The following is a 20,967-nucleotide window of genomic DNA, read 5'->3' as shown; positions in this document are numbered from 1 at the left end:
TTTTTAAATAATTGTATTTTATGTGTATGATTTGGTATGATACAGTTGCTTATTTATATATAGAAAGGTGTCGATACGCTTTATGACAGTCGGTATTGATCAAATTAATTTTTATGTTCCAAGATTTTATGTAGATATGGCTAAACTTGCCGAATCACGTCAAGTGGACCCAAACAAGTTCTTATTAGGCATCGGCCAAACAGAGATGTCAGTAAGTCCTATGAGTCAAGATATTGTTTCAATGGGTGCTAATGCTGCTAAAGCCATCGTGACAGAAGAAGATAAAAAACAAATCAGTATGGTTATTGTTGCAACTGAATCTGCAATAGATTCAGCAAAAGCTTCAGCAGTGCAAATACATAATTTGTTAGGTATTCAGCCATTTGCTCGTTGTATTGAAATGAAAGAAGCTTGTTATGCTGCAACACCAGCTATCCAATTAGCTAAAGATTATTTAGCGCAACGCCCAAATGAAAAAGTACTTGTCATTGCAAGTGATACTGCGCGTTATGGTTTGAATTCTGGTGGCGAACCTACACAAGGTGCAGGTGCAGTTGCTATGATGATATCACAAAACCCACGTATTCTTGAACTAAATGATGACGCAGTTGCTTTCACTGAAGACGTATATGATTTTTGGCGTCCAAGCGGACAACCTTATCCACTTGTAGATGGTGCGTTATCAAAAGATGCATATATTCATTCATTCCAAGAAAGTTGGCAAGAATATGCACGTCGTTACAATAAATCACTAGCTGATTTCAGCTCTTTATGCTTCCATGTGCCATTTACTAAAATGGGCAAAAAAGCACTTGATTCAATTTTAACAGATGACATAGATGAAGAAACTAAAACACGCTTAACTTCTGGTTATGATGCAGCTACTTATTATAATCGTTATGTAGGTAACATCTATACAGGTTCACTATACTTGAGTTTAATCTCATTATTAGAAACGCATGATTTAGCTGCTAATGACACAATTGGTTTATTCAGTTATGGTTCTGGATCTGTTGGCGAATTCTTTAGTGGTAAAGTTGTTGAAGGATATCAAGATGCACTTGATATCCAAGGACATAAAGATTTACTAAACAACCGTACAGAAATTTCAGTTGAAACATATGAAACTTTCTTCAACCGTTTTGATAATTTAGAATTTGATCATGAAAGTGAATTAGAAAATGAAGAAAATGCAATTTTCTATCTTGAAAGCATTAACGATCATATCCGTAATTATAATACCTTAAATTAAGTTTTAAATCACTTATTCTTATCTCTTTATAAATTAATGTGAGGCTGGGACAAAATTTTATTTGTCCCAGCCTTAATCGTTTGTTATATCTGTATAAAATAAATACATAGATAATCATAGTGTCGAATTCAACTTTTATCATAGTAAGTACATTGTGTTGCTCTTAAACTGATATCATTCAAAGTATTGGAAGTGGATCTGCTTTTACATTCACAGGTGTATCATAATGGCATCGCCTATCTTTCAGGCGTCAATTTGACGTAGAAAGGAGGTGTATAAAGTGATGCTTATTTCGTTCACATCATAGCGCCAGTCATCAGTGGCTGTGTCATTGCGTATTTTACTTATTGGCTAAGTAAACACAATAAAAATAGGCGACATTAAAACACACCAACAAAAATCCCCTCATTACTGGCATAGTGAGGGGATTGGTGTATAAGTGAATACTTATTTTCGTTACACATACTATAACATCATAGTGTAAGGGAATTCAAAAATGAAAATACAAATAACGGAATGATCGTTTTGAGTAAAACCTTCTGTGTTTATGACTTTACCTTGTTATGATTTACCTAACATACATTCACAACTCAAGGACTTTGGGCCAACTACACTTAATCTCAGAAGCTAAATCGTTCACTTGTTCCCCCTTTTCTTTGAAGAGGTGGCAAAAATTAATTATTAGTTCTATCCATAATGTCATTTGCGTATAGTATTACTATCACTACTTCCCTTGTTTTCTCCTTGATATATAAATACTAAAAAAGGTGCTTAATCATAGGAATGCTTTAAAACACACCCATGATTTAAACACCTCATTCTTATAATGATTTATTGCTTATCATTTGCTTCTACTTGTTTTTTATAAATTTTATACTTCTTTTCGTTTGGTTGTAACGATAAACCTAATTGTTTTCTTTCTTCATTACCATCTTTATATAATGAAACCATCATTAATATCACAACAACACTAAACGGTAACGCCGAGATAATCGCTGCTGATTGCAAAGCGTCTAACCCCGTATCGCCACCAGCAAGTAATAATACATAAGCAATAGCAGCCAATGCTAATCCCCAAATGATTTTGATAAAACCTGAAGGATTTAATGTGCCATAAGCTGTTTGCATTCCTAATACAAATGTTGCTGAATCCGCTGAAGTAATAAAGAATGAAGCAATCAATGCTAATGCAATAATTGATAAGATGAAGCCAAAAGGTAGTTCATTAAATATACCAAATAATTGCGTCTCAGGAGGTAATTTGAAAATCTCACCATGTGTTTGTCCTACATCAATTCCTGTAGCACCAAAAGCACTAAACCATATAATACTAATTACTACTGGTACACCTAATACTGCAATAACAAATTCACGTATACTACGCCCTTTTGAAATTCTAGCTATAAAGATACCTACAAATGGACTCCAGCTCATCCACCATCCCCAGTAGTAGATTGTCCAACTTTGAAGCCATTCAGCTTTTTGTTCGTTTAGCGGGGCTACATCTAAACTATTAAAGATTAATGTATTTAAATAGTCTCCTGTACCACTTGTCATCATATTTACGATTAACAACGTAGGTCCCACTATAAAAATAACGATTAATAATAAGCCAGCTAAAAGCATATTTAAATTACTTAAATATTGAATCCCTTTACTCAAACCACTCCAGGCACTATATAAAAATAAGACGGTAACCACTGCAATAATTATACCTTGAATAAGCGCATTGTTAGGGATACCAAATAAGTAATTTAAACCTCCGTTAATTTGAATTGCACCAACACCAAGTGATACTGCCACCCCAATAATTGTTGCAAATACACTTAATACATCCACTATGTTACCAATCGGACCATCAACCTTATCGCCTAATACAGGTCGTAATGTTCTAGAAATCAATCCATTTTCACCTTTACGGAATTGCGAGTATGCTAATCCTAATGCCACTACACCATATACAGCCCATGGATGAAATCCATAATCAAGAAATGATGATCTAAATGCTTCTGACATTGCCGCTTTTGTTTCCGGATCGGCAGTAGGTGGTGCTAAATAATGCGATATAGGTTCAGAAGCCCCATAGAATACGAGACCAATTCCCATACCTGCACTAAATAGCATTGCCAACCACGAGACCGTATGAAACTCCGGTTTATCAGACGGTTTTCCTAGTTTTAACTTTCCAATTGGACTGAATACTAAAAATACACAAAAGCCTAAAACAACTGTGTAAAGTAGCATGTAATACCAGCCAAATGTTTTTGTTACCCACGTCGATATGTATCCTGTTATGTCTCCAAATTGGGTTGGAAAAATTGCACCAATAAGTACTAACAAACCCACAATTGTTGCTGAAAAAATAAATACACTTGAAAATCGCTTTTCATCGTTACCCAAAATTTGCACCACCTAAATAAATTATTATTATGTTGTACAGAATAACACACTGAAGATAGTAATCAACTTTCCATAAAATCCAGTATATTTATTTATACATATTTTATTTTTTGAAAATGCAAAATAAACAGCACCAAACTTACGGTTTGGTACTGTTTTTAGGTTTGTAAAACTGAGTCATATCTAATTGTTCTAATTTTAATAATTCAATTTTAGTGTCAATGCCACCACCATAACCTGTTAAACTTCCATCTTTCCCCACAACTCTATGACATGGGATGATAATAGAAATTGGATTACTTCCAACTGCTCCCCCTACAGCTTGGGAAGACATTTTCTCTTTACCTCTTTCTAACGCCACTTTTCTGGCAATATCACTATAAGTTACCGTTTCTCCATGTGGTATTTCTAATAATATTTTCCAAACTGTTTCTCGAAAGGGCGTTCCTTTAGCCTTTAAAGGAAAATCTATTATAGGTTTATTTCCTGAGAAATAGCTATCTAACCAGCGTATAGCTTGTTCAAATACTGGTTGATTTTGATTCACTAATTTATCGTCGTAATGTGCTTCAATGTCTTGGTGGTTTGGTAACCACAAACCTGTAATACTTTCTCCGTCAGAGGTTAAGGTGATTTGGCCAATCGGTGATTGATAAGTTGTTTTATAATACATAATATTCCTCTTTTCCACCTTTTAATTTGCTATCATCATAAAACTTTATTTGTTTTATGTAAATAATTGAAGGTATGTACCACTCATATAGCATTTAACTTTAGGAGGTTCTAAGTGAGTCACTTCAAACAAAACAACAAAAGTATAGGACTAAATTTCCATAAAAACCCAACATCCGACCGTATTACATTAATTTATAAAGCGCTCTATCAATTAAATGATATTATCTTAGGTTTAATATTCCTATGTGGTTGCTTTTTATTTTTCAACAGCTCAACTGTAACAACTAATACTGTATGATTCGTTATAGGCAGTATTCAAATGACTATAAGATCTTTGATTGTATTTACTCACGGTTTACATTTAGCTTTTAAACATAAATTATAACTTAAGGTAAAGAGGCGTAGCGAAACTAAGTCTTTGACTTTTACGCCTCTACTCCTAATGATTAACATCTTAACTGAAACCATTCCCGCATTAATTTAACAAATTAACTTGTTTTCAATCTAGTTTTAATCTTCCTAGTTGGAATAATCAGTGCACTTGCTAACACGCCACAAACAACTAAACATGCCCCTACGATAAAACCTATACTTGCCGCTACTTCCATGCTACGGCCACTTTGTATTACAGCTGTATAAATAGAGGTCATAATTGCGATACCAAATGCACCGCCTAGTGTAGATCCCATTTTAAAAATACCTGATGCTACTCCTACTTTTTCAGCTGGTGTAGTTGATACAGCCGTACTTAGAGCTGGCGTTGCAAACAAGCCGGTTCCTCCTCCAAAACATACTGCCCCTATTAACGCGACAATTATATATAGCGATTTATCAAAGAAAGTAAAACTAAATAGTAATATGCCTAAAGCTGTAAAAATCGGCCCGATAACCATTGCACGTTTCGCTCCAAAACGTTTAATACTTTTCTCACCTAAACGAACGACAAGTAATAATGTAATTAAATAAGGTAGAGTGAGCATACCAGCCTGGAACGCACTCAGTTTCAATCCACCTTGTGCATGCATGTTAAACAAAGCGATAACACCTACACCTGTATTCAATAAAAAGTTTGCCAACACTGCGCCAATATATGGTCTATTTTTAAATAACTCTAAATCAATAAAAGGTGTTTGTTTGGGCTTTTCAAATTTATAAAACACAAAAATACACACAAAAAATAATAAACTTAAGACTAATGTAGGTGTACTTAACCACCCAATTTTATAGCCTTGTGTAATCACAAAACTAATACTTGCAATCATAATCACAAATATAGTAAGCCCTATATAATCAAACTGATTAGACGTTGATTTAACTAATTTACTTTCAGGTAAATTGTTCAACAAGAATAACGCCAAAAGAGATAATATAATAGATAATACAAAAATCGATTGCCACGATATAAATGTCGCCATTGCACCTGCAAAAAAAGAAGATAAACCAGTACCACCAAATGCGCCTATCGACCAATAACTTAACGCTTTTTGTCTCTCATCACCTTCAAAAAAGTCATTTACTATTGAAATTGTAGCCGGCATTATAATAGCTGCTGATAGTCCTTGTACTACTCTCCCCATGAGTAATAAAACAACATTTCCAGAAACGATTAGCATAAGTGAACCAATAATACTAAGTATCAATGCGATTCTAGTCATTTTCACCTTACCAAGTTTATCTGAAAAATTACCCGCTACAACCATAAAAACGCCAGTAACAAATGAAGTTAAGCTAATTGAAATATTAACTATATCTGGACTAGTACCAAATGCTGATTGTATCTTTGGCCCTATATTTAAAAAAGACTGCGCAAACAGCCAATAAGTTAATATAGATAATACAATGCTAGTCAATAACTTACTTCCCGAAAAATTTTTAGTGTTTTCTGTCATAAAAGCATCCCCTATGTTTAAATATAAATTCAATCCATATTTATAAAAATTCAAAACATCAATCAACGCTACATGTTCGAAGCGTTATGTTTCACTATTGGATACATGCTTCTCTTTTTTATAAATACTTACACTATAAATGTTATCACTTTTCTAACATAAAAGTGCTGAATTTAGTTTAATTTAAAGAATTTTCTGATAATATAGGTGAAAAACTTTTTCATTTATTCAAAATAGTTTCTTAATTGCATGTTTGAAATATTTTTTAAAGTAATATTTACGATGTATACCTTTTCTATTCGTTACAAAGTGAAATATTGATTGTTCAGATATTAAGAGTTCATTTAAAATATCGACGCCTTGTTCTGTTTGTGAAATCATATTTTGAGTTAAAAGTTTATTATGCTTTCCTTCTAACTCTCCTACATACCAGTACACATAGAGTGGCTGTTTAAGAATTTCATGCTCTCTCATATATTTTAAAAAGCCAGGATACCATATTGATGGCGATATTAATATAAAACTACCAAAAGCATGCTTCTCTGTTAAAAGTCCATACAACGATACTAGTCCACCTAACGACGCCCCTGCGATAGCTATATCTTTATGTTCCTTAGAAATACTGAAACATTTTTTCAAATACGGTAATAATTCACTAGCTATCCATACTAAATAGTCGTCTGCCTTACCATCAAATTCAATTCCATTTATGTTTGTGTACCAAGGTGTGTAGTCTTGCTTTCTGTCTTTAGGAACAACCCCTGCAAACACTACGTCTTCCTTTAGATCTTTAAATAAATAGTCGCCATCTTGTACTATAACTAATGGATAAGACTTCCCTTCAGTCTTAAAATAGTTTTTTGGTAGTTTTATTCTTATCTCATGATGCTGAAAATAAATACTTAATGTGTTTAAATTCATTTCACATCACCTCACTTCAAGCATTAAAATTAAGAACAACCTATCTTAAATTATAAAAAGTTATACAGTTCAATTTCATTATCTTTTGCGTATTCTAAAGCAAGTAATTCTAATATATTGATCATTGCTGGATTCTCTTTTACTTTAATATATTGGAATTTTAAATTATAATTTTCGGCCTTAATATTTTGTTGTTCCATTTCATCTAAGTTTTGTTGCGCACTAAACACTCTTCTAAATTTTGCTGTACCTGCGTCAGATTTGGAATTAAATTGACCTAATTTATCATTCAGATCTTTTTGTGTTAATTTATACCCCGTCATAAATCCGCCTGCTTGTCCAACAAATATCGGTTTTTTATTATTAAATATGACAAAGACACCCTTTTCATTTTCAACTACATTTCTACTTTCTTTATCAAATGTTAAGGCTTTTGATTTATCATACTTAAAAAGTTTTTTTAATGGTTTTTTATAACTATCTAGTAATTCACTTATTTTCTTGTCGCCATTCATCATAATCATCCTTCATCTTTTTATTGTCATTCTATATATACACTCAATAGTTAGTTCATAAACTTTTATGACAATATTAAAGTGATGGATTTAAATAATGGTTTAATCATCATTATTACAACATAATTTAAGACACCTTGATGCTATAAAGTGAATAGCATCAAGGTGTCTTAAATATGGATTTATTTTAAATAGTTTAATACAGTAATGCCTACCGCTTCCGCAGAAACTCGCATTGCTTTTTCACTAATTGTGAATTTAGGATGATGATGAGGATGAATCTCCCCATTTTCTGGTGCTGCACCTGCATATATAAATGTGCTTGGTAGCACTTTAGCATAATATGCAAAATCTTCAGATGGTGGTTGTGGTTCACATCTTTCTACTTTTTTAATCGCATCTGTTTCTGCATTTTCAATAGAATTCACTACAAAACGTGTGAATGCTTGATCGTTGTATAGCGCAGGATAATCGTCATGATATTCTAACTCACAAGTTACACCAAACATTGATTCTAAACCCTCAGATAAGCGTGTAACTTCATTTTTAATGGTACGTTTTGTATCGTCTGTTAATGCTCGAACATCTCCTTCAATAACGATGCTATCTTTGATGACATTAAATTGACCTTTACCATCAAATGAACCAATCGTTACGACACCCGTTTCAAATGGATTCAATCTTCTTGATACAATCGTTTGAGCAGCATTAACGAAATACGCACCAGCAACTATAGCATCGTTTGCTGTATGTGGTGATGAACCATGACCACCTTGGCCTTTTACTGTAAGTTTAAAAAAGTCTCTCCCAGTTTGCACGTTACCTTCACGATAAAAAACCGTTCCAGTAGGCATATGACTCATAACATGAACACCTAACACATGATCTACACCATCTAACACGCCATCTTTAATCATGGCTTGTGCGCCTCCTGGTGGCACTTCTTCTGCAGGTTGGTGAATAACTACTACTTTGCCATTAAATTGTTCTTTTAATTCTATTAATGTTTCTGCAAGTATTAACATGTATGCTGTATGAGCATCGTGACCACATGCATGCATCACACCTTTATTTTTTGAAGCAAAGGATAAACCTGTATCTTCTTGGATCGGTAACGCATCAAAATCAGCTCGAATAGCAATTGTTTTGCCTGGTTTCCCACTATCAATTGTCACTTTTAATCCGTTAGGCCCTATGTTAGTTTCTACATCACAATCTTTATTTCTATAAAACTCTTCAATATATTTTGGCGTTTGCTCTTCATGAAACGATAGTTCAGGATATTGATGTAGAAATCGACGAATTTCAATCATGCGTTCTTCTTTATCTTTCAATAGTTCTATTAATTCTTTCACCATAATAGTTCCCCCTATAACGTGATAATTACATTATACACTTTTTGTTTTCAAAATATTTGTCAGCCCTATTGGGATTTTATTTTCTAATTTGTTTTGTTGTAGGCACCATAATCATAATAATGAATAAGGATAACAATGCCATAACAACGTTTAACCATAAGCCCGCTAACGCACCAATTTGTACATTAGTTAAATTTGTTACAATACCATATAATGCGCCAGATAAAGCAATACCGAACGCGCCGCCTAATGATGAAGCCATTTTGTAAATACCTGAGGCAACACCAACTTTATCTTCTGGTGAATTAGAAATAGCCATATCTGTCGAAGGTGTAGCATAAAATCCTAATCCTAAGCCATAAAGTAAATAGCCAAAAATACAGACAACTACATAAATCATACTAGGTAAAAAAGTAAGCGAAATTAAAATGATACCAACCATATTAAAAGAAGTTCCTAAAACCATTGGTTTCTTAGCACCAACTTTTTGTAGTACTTTTTCTCCAACACGAATCATTAATAATACGGTTACTAAATATGTTATTGATAGCAATCCTGTTTGAAATGCACTAAATCCTAATCCTTGCTGTACAAATGTATTAGCAACTAGTAAAGCACCTGCCACACCATTCAATAAGAAATTAGATAATGTTGCGCCTGTATAAGCCTTATTGTGAAATAGTTTAAAATCAATTAATGGATTACCTATTTTATTTTCAACTTTTAAGAAAATAATTGTCGAAAGTATAAAAATGATTATAAGTTCTAAAATAATCGGTGAGAATAATCCCAACGCACCACTTTGTGTAATAACAATATTGATACTTAACATCATAATTACAAATAAAATCAAACCAGCATAATCAAAACGTTTATTATTAGTTATTGGTGACTTCGTTTCAGGAGTTCCTTTGATTAAATACATTGATAGTAAAGCAATAAGTATAGATAAAATAAAAATCCAACGCCAACCAATAAATGTTGAGACTATCCCGCCAAACAGTGATGCTAAACCTGAACCTCCCCATGACCCTATTGACCAATAACTCAATGCACGTTGTCTATCTTTACCATCAAAATAAGCTTTCATAATTGCTAGTGTCGAGGGCATAATAGCTGCTGCTGACAATCCCTGAATGACCCTACCAATAATTAATAATATTGGTAAGTTACTAATGATAATTAATAATGATCCTATAATGCTTAACCATAAACCGATATAAGTAATCTTTACACGCCCCACCTTATCAGCAAGACTTCCAGCACCAACAACAAACATACCAGAAAACAGTGCGGTAATACTCACTGCGATACTGATTGTTCCAATATTACTATGAAACGATTGTTGCAACGTAGGTACAACATTTAATAAAGATTGTGCAAATAACCAAAAAGTCACAACACCTAACACGATACCTAAAATCAGTCTATTGTCACCTTTATATGTTTGCGCATTTCCCTTTTGAGTCATTTTATGTTCCTCCTATTTTTAAATTTACAAATGACAAACAGGGAAGATAAGCTCAATTGTGAGATGTTTATAAAACATCTTCCATCAATGATACTTGCTATCCTCTCTCAAAAAAGATTGTAGCGCGCTCATTTTCTTCTTAATATAGATTATTTGCTATTTTTATATTCTTTTTATAATGACTTTGTGTTCTTTTTTAGTAATGACAAAAAAAGAACTCTACTTTTTGTCATTACTCGCAAACTTTACAATAACCACAGTACCCGTAATCATTATTCACTCAAAAAAGCTAACCTAGGGCATTTAAAGTTCAATTCCCCTAGGTTAGCTCCTCAACTTCCTCATTATAATATTTTCTAAATTCAATAATATGTAGCGCGTTAGTCAGTAATTTCAAATGATATGTAATTGTATTTGTGACTTTGATTTCACTAATATTTAATTTTGGATAATTAACTCGATTTACGTAATCAATCGTTTCTTTATCCATACCATAGCGTGTATTATATTGTTGCCATACTTTATATAACGCACCATGATTCTTGTCTAAAGTGTAATGTTTAATTTTATACATACCAGGTAAAGCATTTGTAATATTGAACTGATATTCATTATAGTTTATATCATTTGATGAATCATTCATCGTGAAATATGGATTATAATGTTCTGCATTCCATAAAACCACTTGGAAATGATTAAAATCACCTATAACCATACAGTTTTCATTTTTATATAAAATGCGCTCTGAGAGCCTTGAAAACATTGTACTTGTAAAAAAGGCAGGTCTCTTACCTCCAAATTGATGATATAAATCGATACCATTCAACTGAGCAATAGTTTCTTTCTGACAGTGTTGTTGATGTATCTCAAAATTCAGCCAATATCCGATAGAACGAATGTCCTCATTCATTTCCACAAGTTGTTCAAAAATAATACCTGCTCGAAAATACGCACCATTTGTATAATTTGTATTCCCTGTTAATGTATTCCACTTTAACAAAGTAAATGGGATACAATAATCTTTCAAACCTAACCAATCCTTAATTTGCTTCAATTTTAATTTAATATGTTTTTTAGTTTGGTTATATTGATTATCGTCGATTGATTTAAAATTAATCATATCATTTTGATTTGCACTAAAACTGATACTATCAATATTATTTTGATGATGATCTAAAATATACTTAGCTGCAGTTGCTTGCTTTTCTGAATCAATGCTCGTATTCATTACTATTTTGATATGAGGAAAATAATTTTTAAACAATCTCAAAAGAGACTGAAATAACTGTGCATCATTAGTACCAATATAAACTATTAAATTAAATGATTTTTTCTCCATTAATGTGTTATACATATGTTCTAATAAATAAGTCATTTCTTGATTATATACTTTAAAATTTACTCTTGTCTTAGGTGGATTGATTTCTATTCCTAAACCTATTTGATGTTCAATTAGAAAATCCAAGCATTCATCTAACTTCATATATGGATGAATATTTGGTATTTCTTCATCACTTTCAATCCATTTATGTTCTACAAATCCCTCTTTGATTGGATCTTTGATTAGCACATGATTGACACCAATATTATTTTTAACTTCTAGCAATTGTCTTCTAAACCTTTTGATGAGTAATACTTCTAAATTCCCGATTTGTATGACATGACCATACGGTAACAGCTTTCGCTTTGTTTCTTTGAGTCTGATATCTATTCTTTTTTGAGCCTCAGGTGACTGTAGTAACATCTCATCTGTTTGATAAATATATAATGATAAATAATATAAATATCTTTGATAAATAACTTCTTTTTGCTCTTTATTGATAGTTTCCACTAATTCTATATTTTTATATTTTTCTCTAAATTGAGAAGGCGTTAATTTCATATGTGCTTTAAAATGTTTTAATAAGGTGTTCGAATTACTGAACCCATGTTTCACAGCAATTTGTGTAATTGAGTTATCTGTCATAACTAAATCTTTCTTACAATGTTTCAGCCTTATATGTATGATATATTGACTGAATCCCATCCCGACTTGTCGTGTGAATAATTTAGATAAATAAGTAGTACTGAGATGTACCATATTGGCTACTTCATTAAGTGAAATACTATTACTATAATTATTTTCTATATAATTGCATACAAATGCCACGCGATTATCCTCTACGCTCTTTCTATAAAACTCATTGCGTTTTGTAGGTAAAAACCGTGCAATAATAAACATTAATTCTATCAATTGTTGTTCTATGTATAAACGGTAAAACTCACCTTTTCTGATATAAACAATCCCGATTTTAGCTACAATATTTACAATTTGTTTATATATTGCATTTTGTATGTGTGCTTTATCCAATATATAAAATTTATCGCTAAAGTCAGTTAAGTACTGTTTTAAATAATTTTCTGTTAAATGAAGCACGATACATAACGTGTCTTCGTCTTTATTATACCTATAAGGTTCTTGATGGTTAATAATGAAAACATCACCTTCATTGAACTCATAAGATTCATTAAACTTCCAAACTGACATATCATTATTTAATATTAAACCAATTCGCAATCCTTGATTAATTTGGCTACTATCATTAGTTGCTTTCATCAAATCTATACTATAAAAAGTTTCCATAATTCACCTCTTTACAATTTATTATTTTAAAGAAATATCCCCAATAATCTATAAATTCTAGAATTTGTTCTTTTTTTGACAAAAAGATAGTAGAACAGAAAGCTCATTGATTCAAAACAATTTCGTGATGCTATACTATCAAAGATAAATAGTCGTGAAATATGTTTGATAGCAGCGCTTTTCAAACATAATAACCTGTAGAAATCATCTCTCTCTAAAACTATAAAAAATAGCCATGATGCAATCTATTGTCATAGATTGCTCATGGCTATTCTCAGTATGTGTTCATTCACAAGTATTTACTTTTTATCTGATTTATCTATTTCATCTTTTAACCCATGTCCTTCTATATCGACACTTGGCAAGATTCTGTTTAACCAAGCAGGCATATACCATGACGCTTTCCCGAATAATTTAGTTAATGCTGGTACTAATATTAAACGGACGATAACTGCATCAAAGAGTACACCAAAAGCGAGTGCTAATCCCATCGATTTAATCATCACATCGTCTTGGAAGACAAAGGCAATAAAGACACTAAACATGATTAATGCAGCTGCAACAATCACTGGACCACTTTCTTTAATACCTACTTTTATAGCACGTTCATTATCATGTGTTACTGTATATTCTTCATGAATACGTGACATTAAGAATACTTCATAATCCATTGCCAAACCAAACAACAGTCCTATAGTGATAACGGGTAAGAATGCAAGCAATGGACCTGTAGTATCGACACCAAACAGTCCAGACATTACACCTTCTTGCATAACTACTGTTGTAAATCCAAGTGCTGCCATTAAGGATAATACAAAACCAAGTACTGCTTTTAAAGGTATAATAATCGAACGGAACACGACCATTAATAATATAAAGGCTAGTGCCACAATTACGCCCGCAAACAATGGAATTGCCTCATTTAATTTTTGAGACATATCTATATTAATAACACTTTGGCCTGAAACTTCTGTATTGAAGTCATATTCATCTTTAGCCTTATCATTGTAATCCCTTAAATCATGAACCAATGTATTTGTTGATTCTGCGTTCGGTCCTTTTTCAGGTATAACTGCAATCATCGCATAGTCTTTACTCTCACTGAGTTGTGGCGCTGTAACTACATCAACATTATCCATATCGTTAATGTCTTGACGCATAGCTTTCAAGTCATTCTGTAAAGCTTGAGGATTATCCTTTTGATCTTTAACATTTACTAACATTGCAATTTGACCATTAAATCCTTCGCCAAATTTATCCGAGATAATATCATATGCTTTTTTCTGCGTGGAATCTGCAGTCTTCATACCATCATCTGGGATACCTAAACGCATATCTTTCACCGGTATAGCAACCAATATTAAAATAATTAAACCAACTAATATAGCTAACAATGGTTTTCCTACAACAAATTTTGACCATCCCGTGTCGTTATCATTTTTAAATTCTGATTTCGTTCTTTTAGGTTTAATTTGTTTATGGAATATACTAATTAATGCTGGTAATAGCGTAAGTGCACTTACCACTGCTACAAATACACTGATTGCCGAAGCAAACCCCATAACCGCTAGGAAATCTATTCCTACAAGAGATAGACCACATACCGCAATAATTACTGTGACACCAGCGAATATCACTGCACTACCTGCAGTACCTACCGCTAATCCAATCGCTTTAATATGGTTCGTTTCTGTCTTCATTATTTGTCTGTATCTAAATAATATAAATAATGCATAATCTATTCCAACTGCTAAACCAATCATAACTGCTAAAGTCAAAGTAACATTAGGAATATCGAATGCATATGTAAGTAATGAAATCACACCTACACCTGTACCTAATCCAAGTAATGCACTGATGATTGGTAAACCTGCAGCAATAACTGAACCAAACGTAATTAATAGTACGACAAATGCTACAATGACACCTATTATCTCAGAAGCGCCACCAATTTCTGTAGACTCCATACCCGTACCCATTAATTCAACTTGCACATTATGATCTTCTTTAATTTCATCTACTTTTTCTTTGATATTATCTTTAGAGCTTGATTTTAGTGATGTTGTCTTAACATCGTAATCCACATCTGCAAACGCAGTTGTTTTATCTTTACTAATCTGTTTACTATCATATGGATCTGAAACATTTTTGATATCTTTATCGTCATCTTTGATATCTTTCAAAGTCTTTTTGATATCTTTTGTCACATCAGGCTTAACGATACCTTCTTTTGCATCGCTTTTTAATACAACTCTTATTTGAGCTTTTTCACTATCTTGACCAAATTCATCTTCAATTTTCTTGTTAGTATCGAGTGATTGTAAGCCATTCATAGTAATGTCATTATCGAACTTCGGCGCACTTATTGTAAGGGGAATAATAATAGCCGCAAGCAAAACTACCCACGCAACAACACTCCACCATTTATGCTTAGCTACAAACGATCCTACTCTATATAAAAACTTTGCCAAACTATTGCCTCCTAAATTAATCAACGTTATAGTTTAAATATATACTGTAGATTATTTCTATCCACATATTAAATGCTTTACCCTTTTATTAAAAGAATTAATTATTAGAATTTGTATATTTAAACTACAAATAAGGAGAAATGTATATTGAATACAAAAGATTTACGTGTTATTAAAACTAAACGTGCGCTCTCGCAAAGTTTCTATGAATTGCTTGAAATACAAACTTTCTCAACTATTACAGTGAATCAAATATGCGAAAAAGCATTAGTACATCGTACAACATTTTATAAACACTTTTATGATAAATACGACCTTTTGATTTACTTAATTAAGTTCGTAACAAAAGATTACTTTTCAATCGATTTAAAAGAACGTATCAATGCACCCTTTTCAGTAATAGATAGAACTAGTGATGTAATTGAATTGCAACGTATCAAGGATAAACAAGAACATGATAAAGAGTTTGAACGTACGATATCAAATCATTTCATCAGCGTTTTACAAAATGATATTAAAGAAAATGAGCACCGTATTTCAGTAGATTCTGACATTCCTGCAGAACTTATATTTTATGTTTATGGTGCGAGCCTGTTTGGATTTACAGAGTGGATTAGAGAACATTGTATCGAACTGTCCCCTGCTGAACTAGACAAGTATTTCAGAAAACTCATTAACATCCAAGTCATAGATGAATAAAAAAAGAAGCGACGTACGCAATCAATTTTGATTGCGTATGCTCACTCCTTTTAATCATTTATTTTAGAACATTTCTGAAACAACTTTTTGCTCTAAGAAGTTTAATAAGTAGTCTGGGCTACCTGTTTTAGCGTCTGTACCTGACATTTTGAAACCACCAAATGGATGATAGCCTACAACTGCTGCAGTACAACCGCGGTTAAGGTATAAGTTACCTACATCATAAGATGTTACCGCTTCAATCCAGTTTTCACGATTATTTGTAATCACTGCGCCAGTTAAACCATAATCAGTATCATTAGCGATTTCTAATAATTCTTCAAAGTCTTTACCTTTAACAAATCCTACAACCGGACCAAAGATTTCTTCTTGCATAATTTGGTCGCTTGATTTAAGGCCAGAAATAATTGTTGGTTCAATGAAGTAACCAGTAGAATCGTCTGTGCCTCCACCTTGTTCTAATTTACCTTCTTTACTGCCAATTTCAATATAGTTCTTGATTTTATCAAATTGTTTTTGATTAATAACAGGACCCATATATGTGTTGTTTTCAGTGTTACCTAACGTTAAATCCTTAGTTAAAGCTACTGCTTTTTCTAACACTTCATCGTATACATCTTTGTGTACGATGGCACGAGAACATGCAGAACATTTTTGTCCTGAGAAGCCGAATGCAGAAGTCACAATAGACTCTGCAGCTAAATCTGTATCGATGTTTTTATCAACAACAATCGCATCTTTACCGCCCATTTCAGCAATAACACGTTTTAAGAATTGTTGACCATCTTGCACTTTTGCAGCTCTTTCAAAGATTCTTGTACCTGTAGCACGAGAACCTGTAAATGTTACAAAGTGTGTGTGTACACTATCTACAAGATAATCACCGATTTCTTTTGGATCACCTGGAACAAAGTTAACAACACCTTTAGGTAGTCCCGCTTCTTCTAAGATTTCCATTAATTTATAAGCAGTTAATGGTGTATCTTCAGCAGGCTTTAGAAGAACTGTGTTACCAGCAACTACTGGTGCTAATGTTGTTCCAGCCATGATTGCGAATGGGAAATTCCATGGTGGGATTGTTACACCTGTACCGATAGGTTTGTAGAAATATTTATTATGTTCCCCTTCTCTATCTAATACTGGTTTACCATCTGCAAGCTCCATCATTGATCTTGCATAGTATTCAATGAAGTCAATACCTTCTGCAGCATCACCGACAGCCTCATCCCATGGCTTACCTGCTTCATAAACCATAACAGCTGAGATTTCTTCTTTACGACGTCTAATAATCGCTGCAACTCTAATTAAAAATTCTGCACGGTCTTTGTGAGACCATCTCTTCCAAGATTTATACGCTTCATTAGCTGCAACAAATGCATCATCTACATCTTTTTGCGTTGCTTTTGAAACTTCAGCAATAACTTCAGAAGTATTAGCCGGATTGATAGACTGATACGTATCTTTTGTAAATTTCTCTTCCCCGTTAATAACTAAAGGAATTTTTTGATTCAATTCACCTTTAACTTTCTCTAAAGCTTTTTTGAATGACTCGACATTTTTACTATCTGTAAAATCAATGCCTGGTTCGTTGTGATAATTGACTACCATTTTTTCTACCCCCATGTAAGTTTGTAAATAGAAAACTAAATGGAAATGTTTCCATTCTTAATTGCTATTGTATAGATATAAGACAATAATTGCAATCGCTTACAATATTTTTTATTAAAATAAATGGTATTGAACTCATTCCATCTATTACATTGATATTTGAAATTTTATTCAATCACATTTATCATTACCTCCATGAATATATAATATATAAATTTAATAATTTGTAATCTAAACTTTACATTTAGACTAATTTCAATATGTTAGGATGAAAATTCACAAATAATTATATTTATTTTAAAAATATAAAAAGAACAATCGAGAGGTAAGCTATAATGAAAACATATACATCTGTGATATTTTGGATGCGTACGATAGCTTGTTTAAGTATTGTTCTTATTCATTCGATTACAACAACTTTTAGCAAAATGGATTTTGTTGGTCATGGTACAACTATTAGAGTATTTCAATTACTCCTTATGTTTAGCACACCATTATTCGTATTTATTTCAGAATTTTTATTAGCTAAAAATTATCACGTTAAAACAAAGCCAGGATTTTTGAAGAATAAGTTAATCTATTTAGGTATTCCTTATGTCTTAATTAACCTTGGTATTTCATATTTTTATTTCGAACCAAAAACGTTAGCTCAATATATGCATAATGTTGGAGATACTATGTTTCACGGTGGTGCCGTCACCTACTTCATTGTCATTATCTTCCAATTCTACATATTGCATATTCTTTTTGCTAAGTATTTAATTAAATGGAAGCCCATTCCAATGATTATCGGTTCGATAATATTTGCTACAATATACTGGGCGTTTCGCCAGTATGTACCACAATCAGAAAATGATATTTTAGGCTTATTTTGGGAAAGAGAAGGCTGGATGTTATTTTTAGGATGGATTAGTTATTTTTTACTTGGATTTTATACAGGTATTTATTATGAAGCATTCATGAAAAATATTAAACGTTACACTTGGCCCATTATTATAGGACTAGTAATTGCCTCTTCTATTTTAATTGGTAATTATCTGCTAGGCGTTAGTACCTGGGTGGAATCGAAACGTTTTGACATTCCATTTTATGTCACTATGATCATATTAGTGTTTTTCTTATTTTCTTCTTATATCAAATATGTACCTAAATTTGTACTATTTATTAGTAACTATTCATTTTGTATTTACTTAACCCACTATTTCTTTGTACATGATTTAGGGTTATTAAGAGCTGATAGTTCGATTCGTAATATCGCGTTTAACTTTATTATCACTTTAGTAGTTTCTATCTGCTTAGCTTATTTATTTAATCTATTTAAGTTTGGCAAATTTGTTGTTGGTGGTATTGGACATATCAGATATGATAGTGTTTATGAAAGTTATAAACATGGCAAAATAAATTGATGTGCTTTGCTTCATCAATTGTATATAAAAAGGTGAGACAGTAACTTATAGCTTCTGTCTCACCTTTTTAATTTAACGCTTGCCAATTTTGTTTTTTTAAACTTTGAGTATACGCAATACGTAACAGTACTATTTCTTATTTCTTTCACTACGATTAAACTGCGTTGATTCCTTTTGCTCCGAATCATTAAATTTATTACGTGTTTGTCTAGTGTTATCTACCTTAGTTCTTTGCGTTCCATTATAGTTTCTTTGGTTACTATTATATTCATCCGACTTATACAGGCTATCTGTATGCTTCTGTTTTCTTGCCAGTAACATAATACCAGCAATTAACCATAGAACCGCTGTAAGCCAATTCAACGTTAAAACTGTAATAATGCCAAGAAGAATAAAGCACACACCTACAACTTTTGGAAATTTATTAATGAATAAAGCAAATACAATAGCCAAAATAGTGCATATAATCACTATAACTAAAGCTAGAAGAAATATTTGACTGGCAATATCTACTAAACTAGATGCATCCATTTGTGATGCGCCCTGATTATACATATCACTGTTATAAATAGCATCTGCTAATTCGTTTTTCACACTTATATCATTTAAAAATGGTGTGACAATTGCCATTAAAAATATTAGTATAAACTGCAAGATAATACCAATCCATACAAGCACTTTTTCTCCAGTTCTCTTCATATGTATCCTCCCAAGAAATCATTATGACTCAATACATCTACTAATTTATTATAACGTCACTTTTAGTATTTTAAAACCAAATTACAAAGTAATTAAAGTATGCTCAACACTATGTTTTTCTGAATTTTTGGTAAAATGGTATTATTACTTTTATAAGGGGATGATAGATTTGGACTTACAAATACAACAACCAACTACAATAAGAAAAATGATTAAACAAGGAGAACTGACTGGACATACAAGTGGTATGGCTAAAGGCTACATTCAGGCTAATGTTGTCATACTCCCTTCTGCCTATGCTTACGACTTTTTAAAATTTTGCTTTAGAAACCCTAAAACTTGTCCGCTCTTAGATGTGTCTGAAAAAGGATCGAAGTCATTTCCTACCTTTGGTCAACAAGCTGACATCACTACCGAAGTTGCTGCCTATCGTGTTTATAAGCAAGGTAAACTTATAGAACAAAGACCTAATATCGATACATTGTTTACAGAAGATATGGTCAGTTTTTTAATAGGCTGTAGCTTTACATTTGAACATGCATTACTGGAAGCTGGTATTCCTATACGTCATTTAGAAGAAGGACATAATGTGCCAATGTATATGACTAATATTCCAGCTGCTGATAGTGGCCAATTTGCTGGTAACATTACAGTAAGCATGCGTCCTATGACTATACAACAAGCGATTAAAGCAACCGAAATTACTTCTCGTTTTAAAAATGTACATGGCACACCTATGCATATTGGAACCCCTTCAGAAATTGGTATTTCTAATATAAATAAGCCTGATTTTGGTGAACCCGTAGAAATTAAAAATAATGAAGTGCCCGTCTTTTGGGGGTGTGGTGTAACGCCTCAGTCTGTCGCTTTAGATGCTAAACCAGAAATTATGATTACACATGCTCCCGGTCATATGTTCATTACCGATATTCCTGATAGCCAATTAAGCGATTAAAGAAAAGCACTTTGACACATCTAAA

15 protein-coding genes and 2 pseudogenes are annotated in these 20,967 nt (G+C 32.5%); 6 read left to right on the top strand and 11 right to left on the bottom strand.

What is annotated here, in order from left to right; all coding sequences use genetic code 11:
- Positions 1-82: 82 nt before the first annotated feature.
- Together LG295_RS02185 and LG295_RS02180 are read left to right on the top strand one after the other, a co-directional pair.
- Positions 83-1,252: a hydroxymethylglutaryl-CoA synthase gene (locus LG295_RS02185; protein ID WP_107529680.1), complete on the top strand. Its 1,170-nt coding sequence runs from the start codon at positions 83-85 to the stop codon at positions 1,250-1,252.
- Positions 1,253-1,552: 300 nt separating this feature from the next.
- Entirely contained in the window at positions 1,553-1,636 is an 84-nt protein-coding gene (locus LG295_RS02180) for a type I toxin-antitoxin system Fst family toxin (RefSeq protein WP_107529700.1), read from the top strand.
- A 447-nt stretch (positions 1,637-2,083) separates the two neighbouring features.
- Here the strand turns inward: LG295_RS02180 and LG295_RS02175 are convergent, their stop codons facing one another.
- Positions 2,084-3,652, bottom strand: coding sequence for a BCCT family transporter (locus LG295_RS02175; protein ID WP_318832605.1), 1,569 nt, complete (start codon positions 3,650-3,652; stop codon positions 2,084-2,086).
- Between the two features lie 139 nt (positions 3,653-3,791).
- On the bottom strand, positions 3,792-4,325 hold the full coding sequence (locus LG295_RS02170; RefSeq protein WP_107529678.1) for a methylated-DNA--[protein]-cysteine S-methyltransferase: 534 nt from the start codon (positions 4,323-4,325) through the stop codon (positions 3,792-3,794).
- 114 nt (positions 4,326-4,439) lie between these two features.
- Between LG295_RS02170 and LG295_RS02165 the strand changes: the two are divergent.
- A pseudogene (locus tag LG295_RS02165) lies at positions 4,440-4,712 on the top strand (YrhK family protein).
- A gap of 103 nt (positions 4,713-4,815) precedes the next feature.
- On the opposite strand, the gene LG295_RS02160 reads toward LG295_RS02165, so the two are convergent.
- The 7 genes and pseudogenes from LG295_RS02160 to LG295_RS02130 form a co-directional block, all read right to left on the bottom strand.
- On the bottom strand, positions 4,816-6,216 hold the full coding sequence (locus LG295_RS02160; protein ID WP_318832603.1) for an MFS transporter: 1,401 nt from the start codon (positions 6,214-6,216) through the stop codon (positions 4,816-4,818).
- A 228-nt stretch (positions 6,217-6,444) separates the two neighbouring features.
- Positions 6,445-7,137, bottom strand: a complete 693-nt coding sequence (locus tag LG295_RS02155; protein WP_107529676.1) for an alpha/beta hydrolase — start codon at positions 7,135-7,137, stop codon at positions 6,445-6,447.
- A 50-nt stretch (positions 7,138-7,187) separates the two neighbouring features.
- Positions 7,188-7,652: a hypothetical protein gene (locus LG295_RS02150; RefSeq protein WP_107529675.1), complete on the bottom strand. Its 465-nt coding sequence runs from the start codon at positions 7,650-7,652 to the stop codon at positions 7,188-7,190.
- A gap of 182 nt (positions 7,653-7,834) precedes the next feature.
- Positions 7,835-9,010 carry a M20 family metallopeptidase gene (locus LG295_RS02145; protein WP_318832602.1) on the bottom strand — a complete coding sequence of 392 codons (1,176 nt, stop codon included), beginning with the start codon at positions 9,008-9,010 and terminating at the stop codon, positions 7,835-7,837.
- 76 nt (positions 9,011-9,086) lie between these two features.
- Positions 9,087-10,481, bottom strand: a complete 1,395-nt coding sequence (locus LG295_RS02140) for an MFS transporter (RefSeq protein WP_404476262.1) — start codon at positions 10,479-10,481, stop codon at positions 9,087-9,089.
- 319 nt (positions 10,482-10,800) lie between these two features.
- A complete protein-coding gene (gene aryK / locus LG295_RS02135; RefSeq protein WP_318832600.1) occupies positions 10,801-13,104 on the bottom strand; it encodes a transcriptional regulator AryK in 2,304 nt (767 codons plus the stop codon).
- A 329-nt stretch (positions 13,105-13,433) separates the two neighbouring features.
- Positions 13,434-15,575 (bottom strand): annotated as a pseudogene (locus LG295_RS02130) (MMPL family transporter); the annotation flags it as partial.
- 147 nt (positions 15,576-15,722) lie between these two features.
- On the opposite strand from LG295_RS02130, the gene LG295_RS02125 reads away from it, so the two are divergent.
- Positions 15,723-16,274: a TetR/AcrR family transcriptional regulator gene (locus tag LG295_RS02125; protein ID WP_107529670.1), complete on the top strand. Its 552-nt coding sequence runs from the start codon at positions 15,723-15,725 to the stop codon at positions 16,272-16,274.
- A 63-nt stretch (positions 16,275-16,337) separates the two neighbouring features.
- Here LG295_RS02125 and pruA read toward each other — a convergent pair whose 3' ends face one another.
- Positions 16,338-17,882, bottom strand: coding sequence for an L-glutamate gamma-semialdehyde dehydrogenase (gene pruA, locus LG295_RS02120; protein ID WP_107557700.1), 1,545 nt, complete (start codon positions 17,880-17,882; stop codon positions 16,338-16,340).
- Between the two features lie 335 nt (positions 17,883-18,217).
- Here pruA and LG295_RS02115 point away from each other — a divergent pair, with 335 nt between their 5' ends.
- Entirely contained in the window at positions 18,218-19,288 is a 1,071-nt protein-coding gene (locus tag LG295_RS02115; protein WP_318832598.1) for an acyltransferase family protein, read from the top strand.
- Positions 19,289-19,417: 129 nt separating this feature from the next.
- On the opposite strand, the gene LG295_RS02110 is transcribed toward LG295_RS02115, so the two are convergent.
- On the bottom strand, positions 19,418-19,987 hold the full coding sequence (locus LG295_RS02110) for a DUF4064 domain-containing protein (protein WP_318832597.1): 570 nt from the start codon (positions 19,985-19,987) through the stop codon (positions 19,418-19,420).
- 160 nt (positions 19,988-20,147) lie between these two features.
- Between LG295_RS02110 and LG295_RS02105 the strand changes: the two genes are divergently transcribed.
- On the top strand, positions 20,148-20,942 hold the full coding sequence (locus LG295_RS02105; RefSeq protein WP_107529666.1) for a putative hydro-lyase: 795 nt from the start codon (positions 20,148-20,150) through the stop codon (positions 20,940-20,942).
- The last annotated feature ends 25 nt before the right edge of the window (positions 20,943-20,967 follow it).

It is taken from the genome of Staphylococcus pseudoxylosus, from assembly GCF_044794325.1.
Classification (GTDB): domain Bacteria; phylum Bacillota; class Bacilli; order Staphylococcales; family Staphylococcaceae; genus Staphylococcus; species Staphylococcus pseudoxylosus.
The sequence above is the reverse complement of the archived record's forward strand: the minus strand, read 5'-3'. Positions and strand labels throughout refer to the sequence as shown.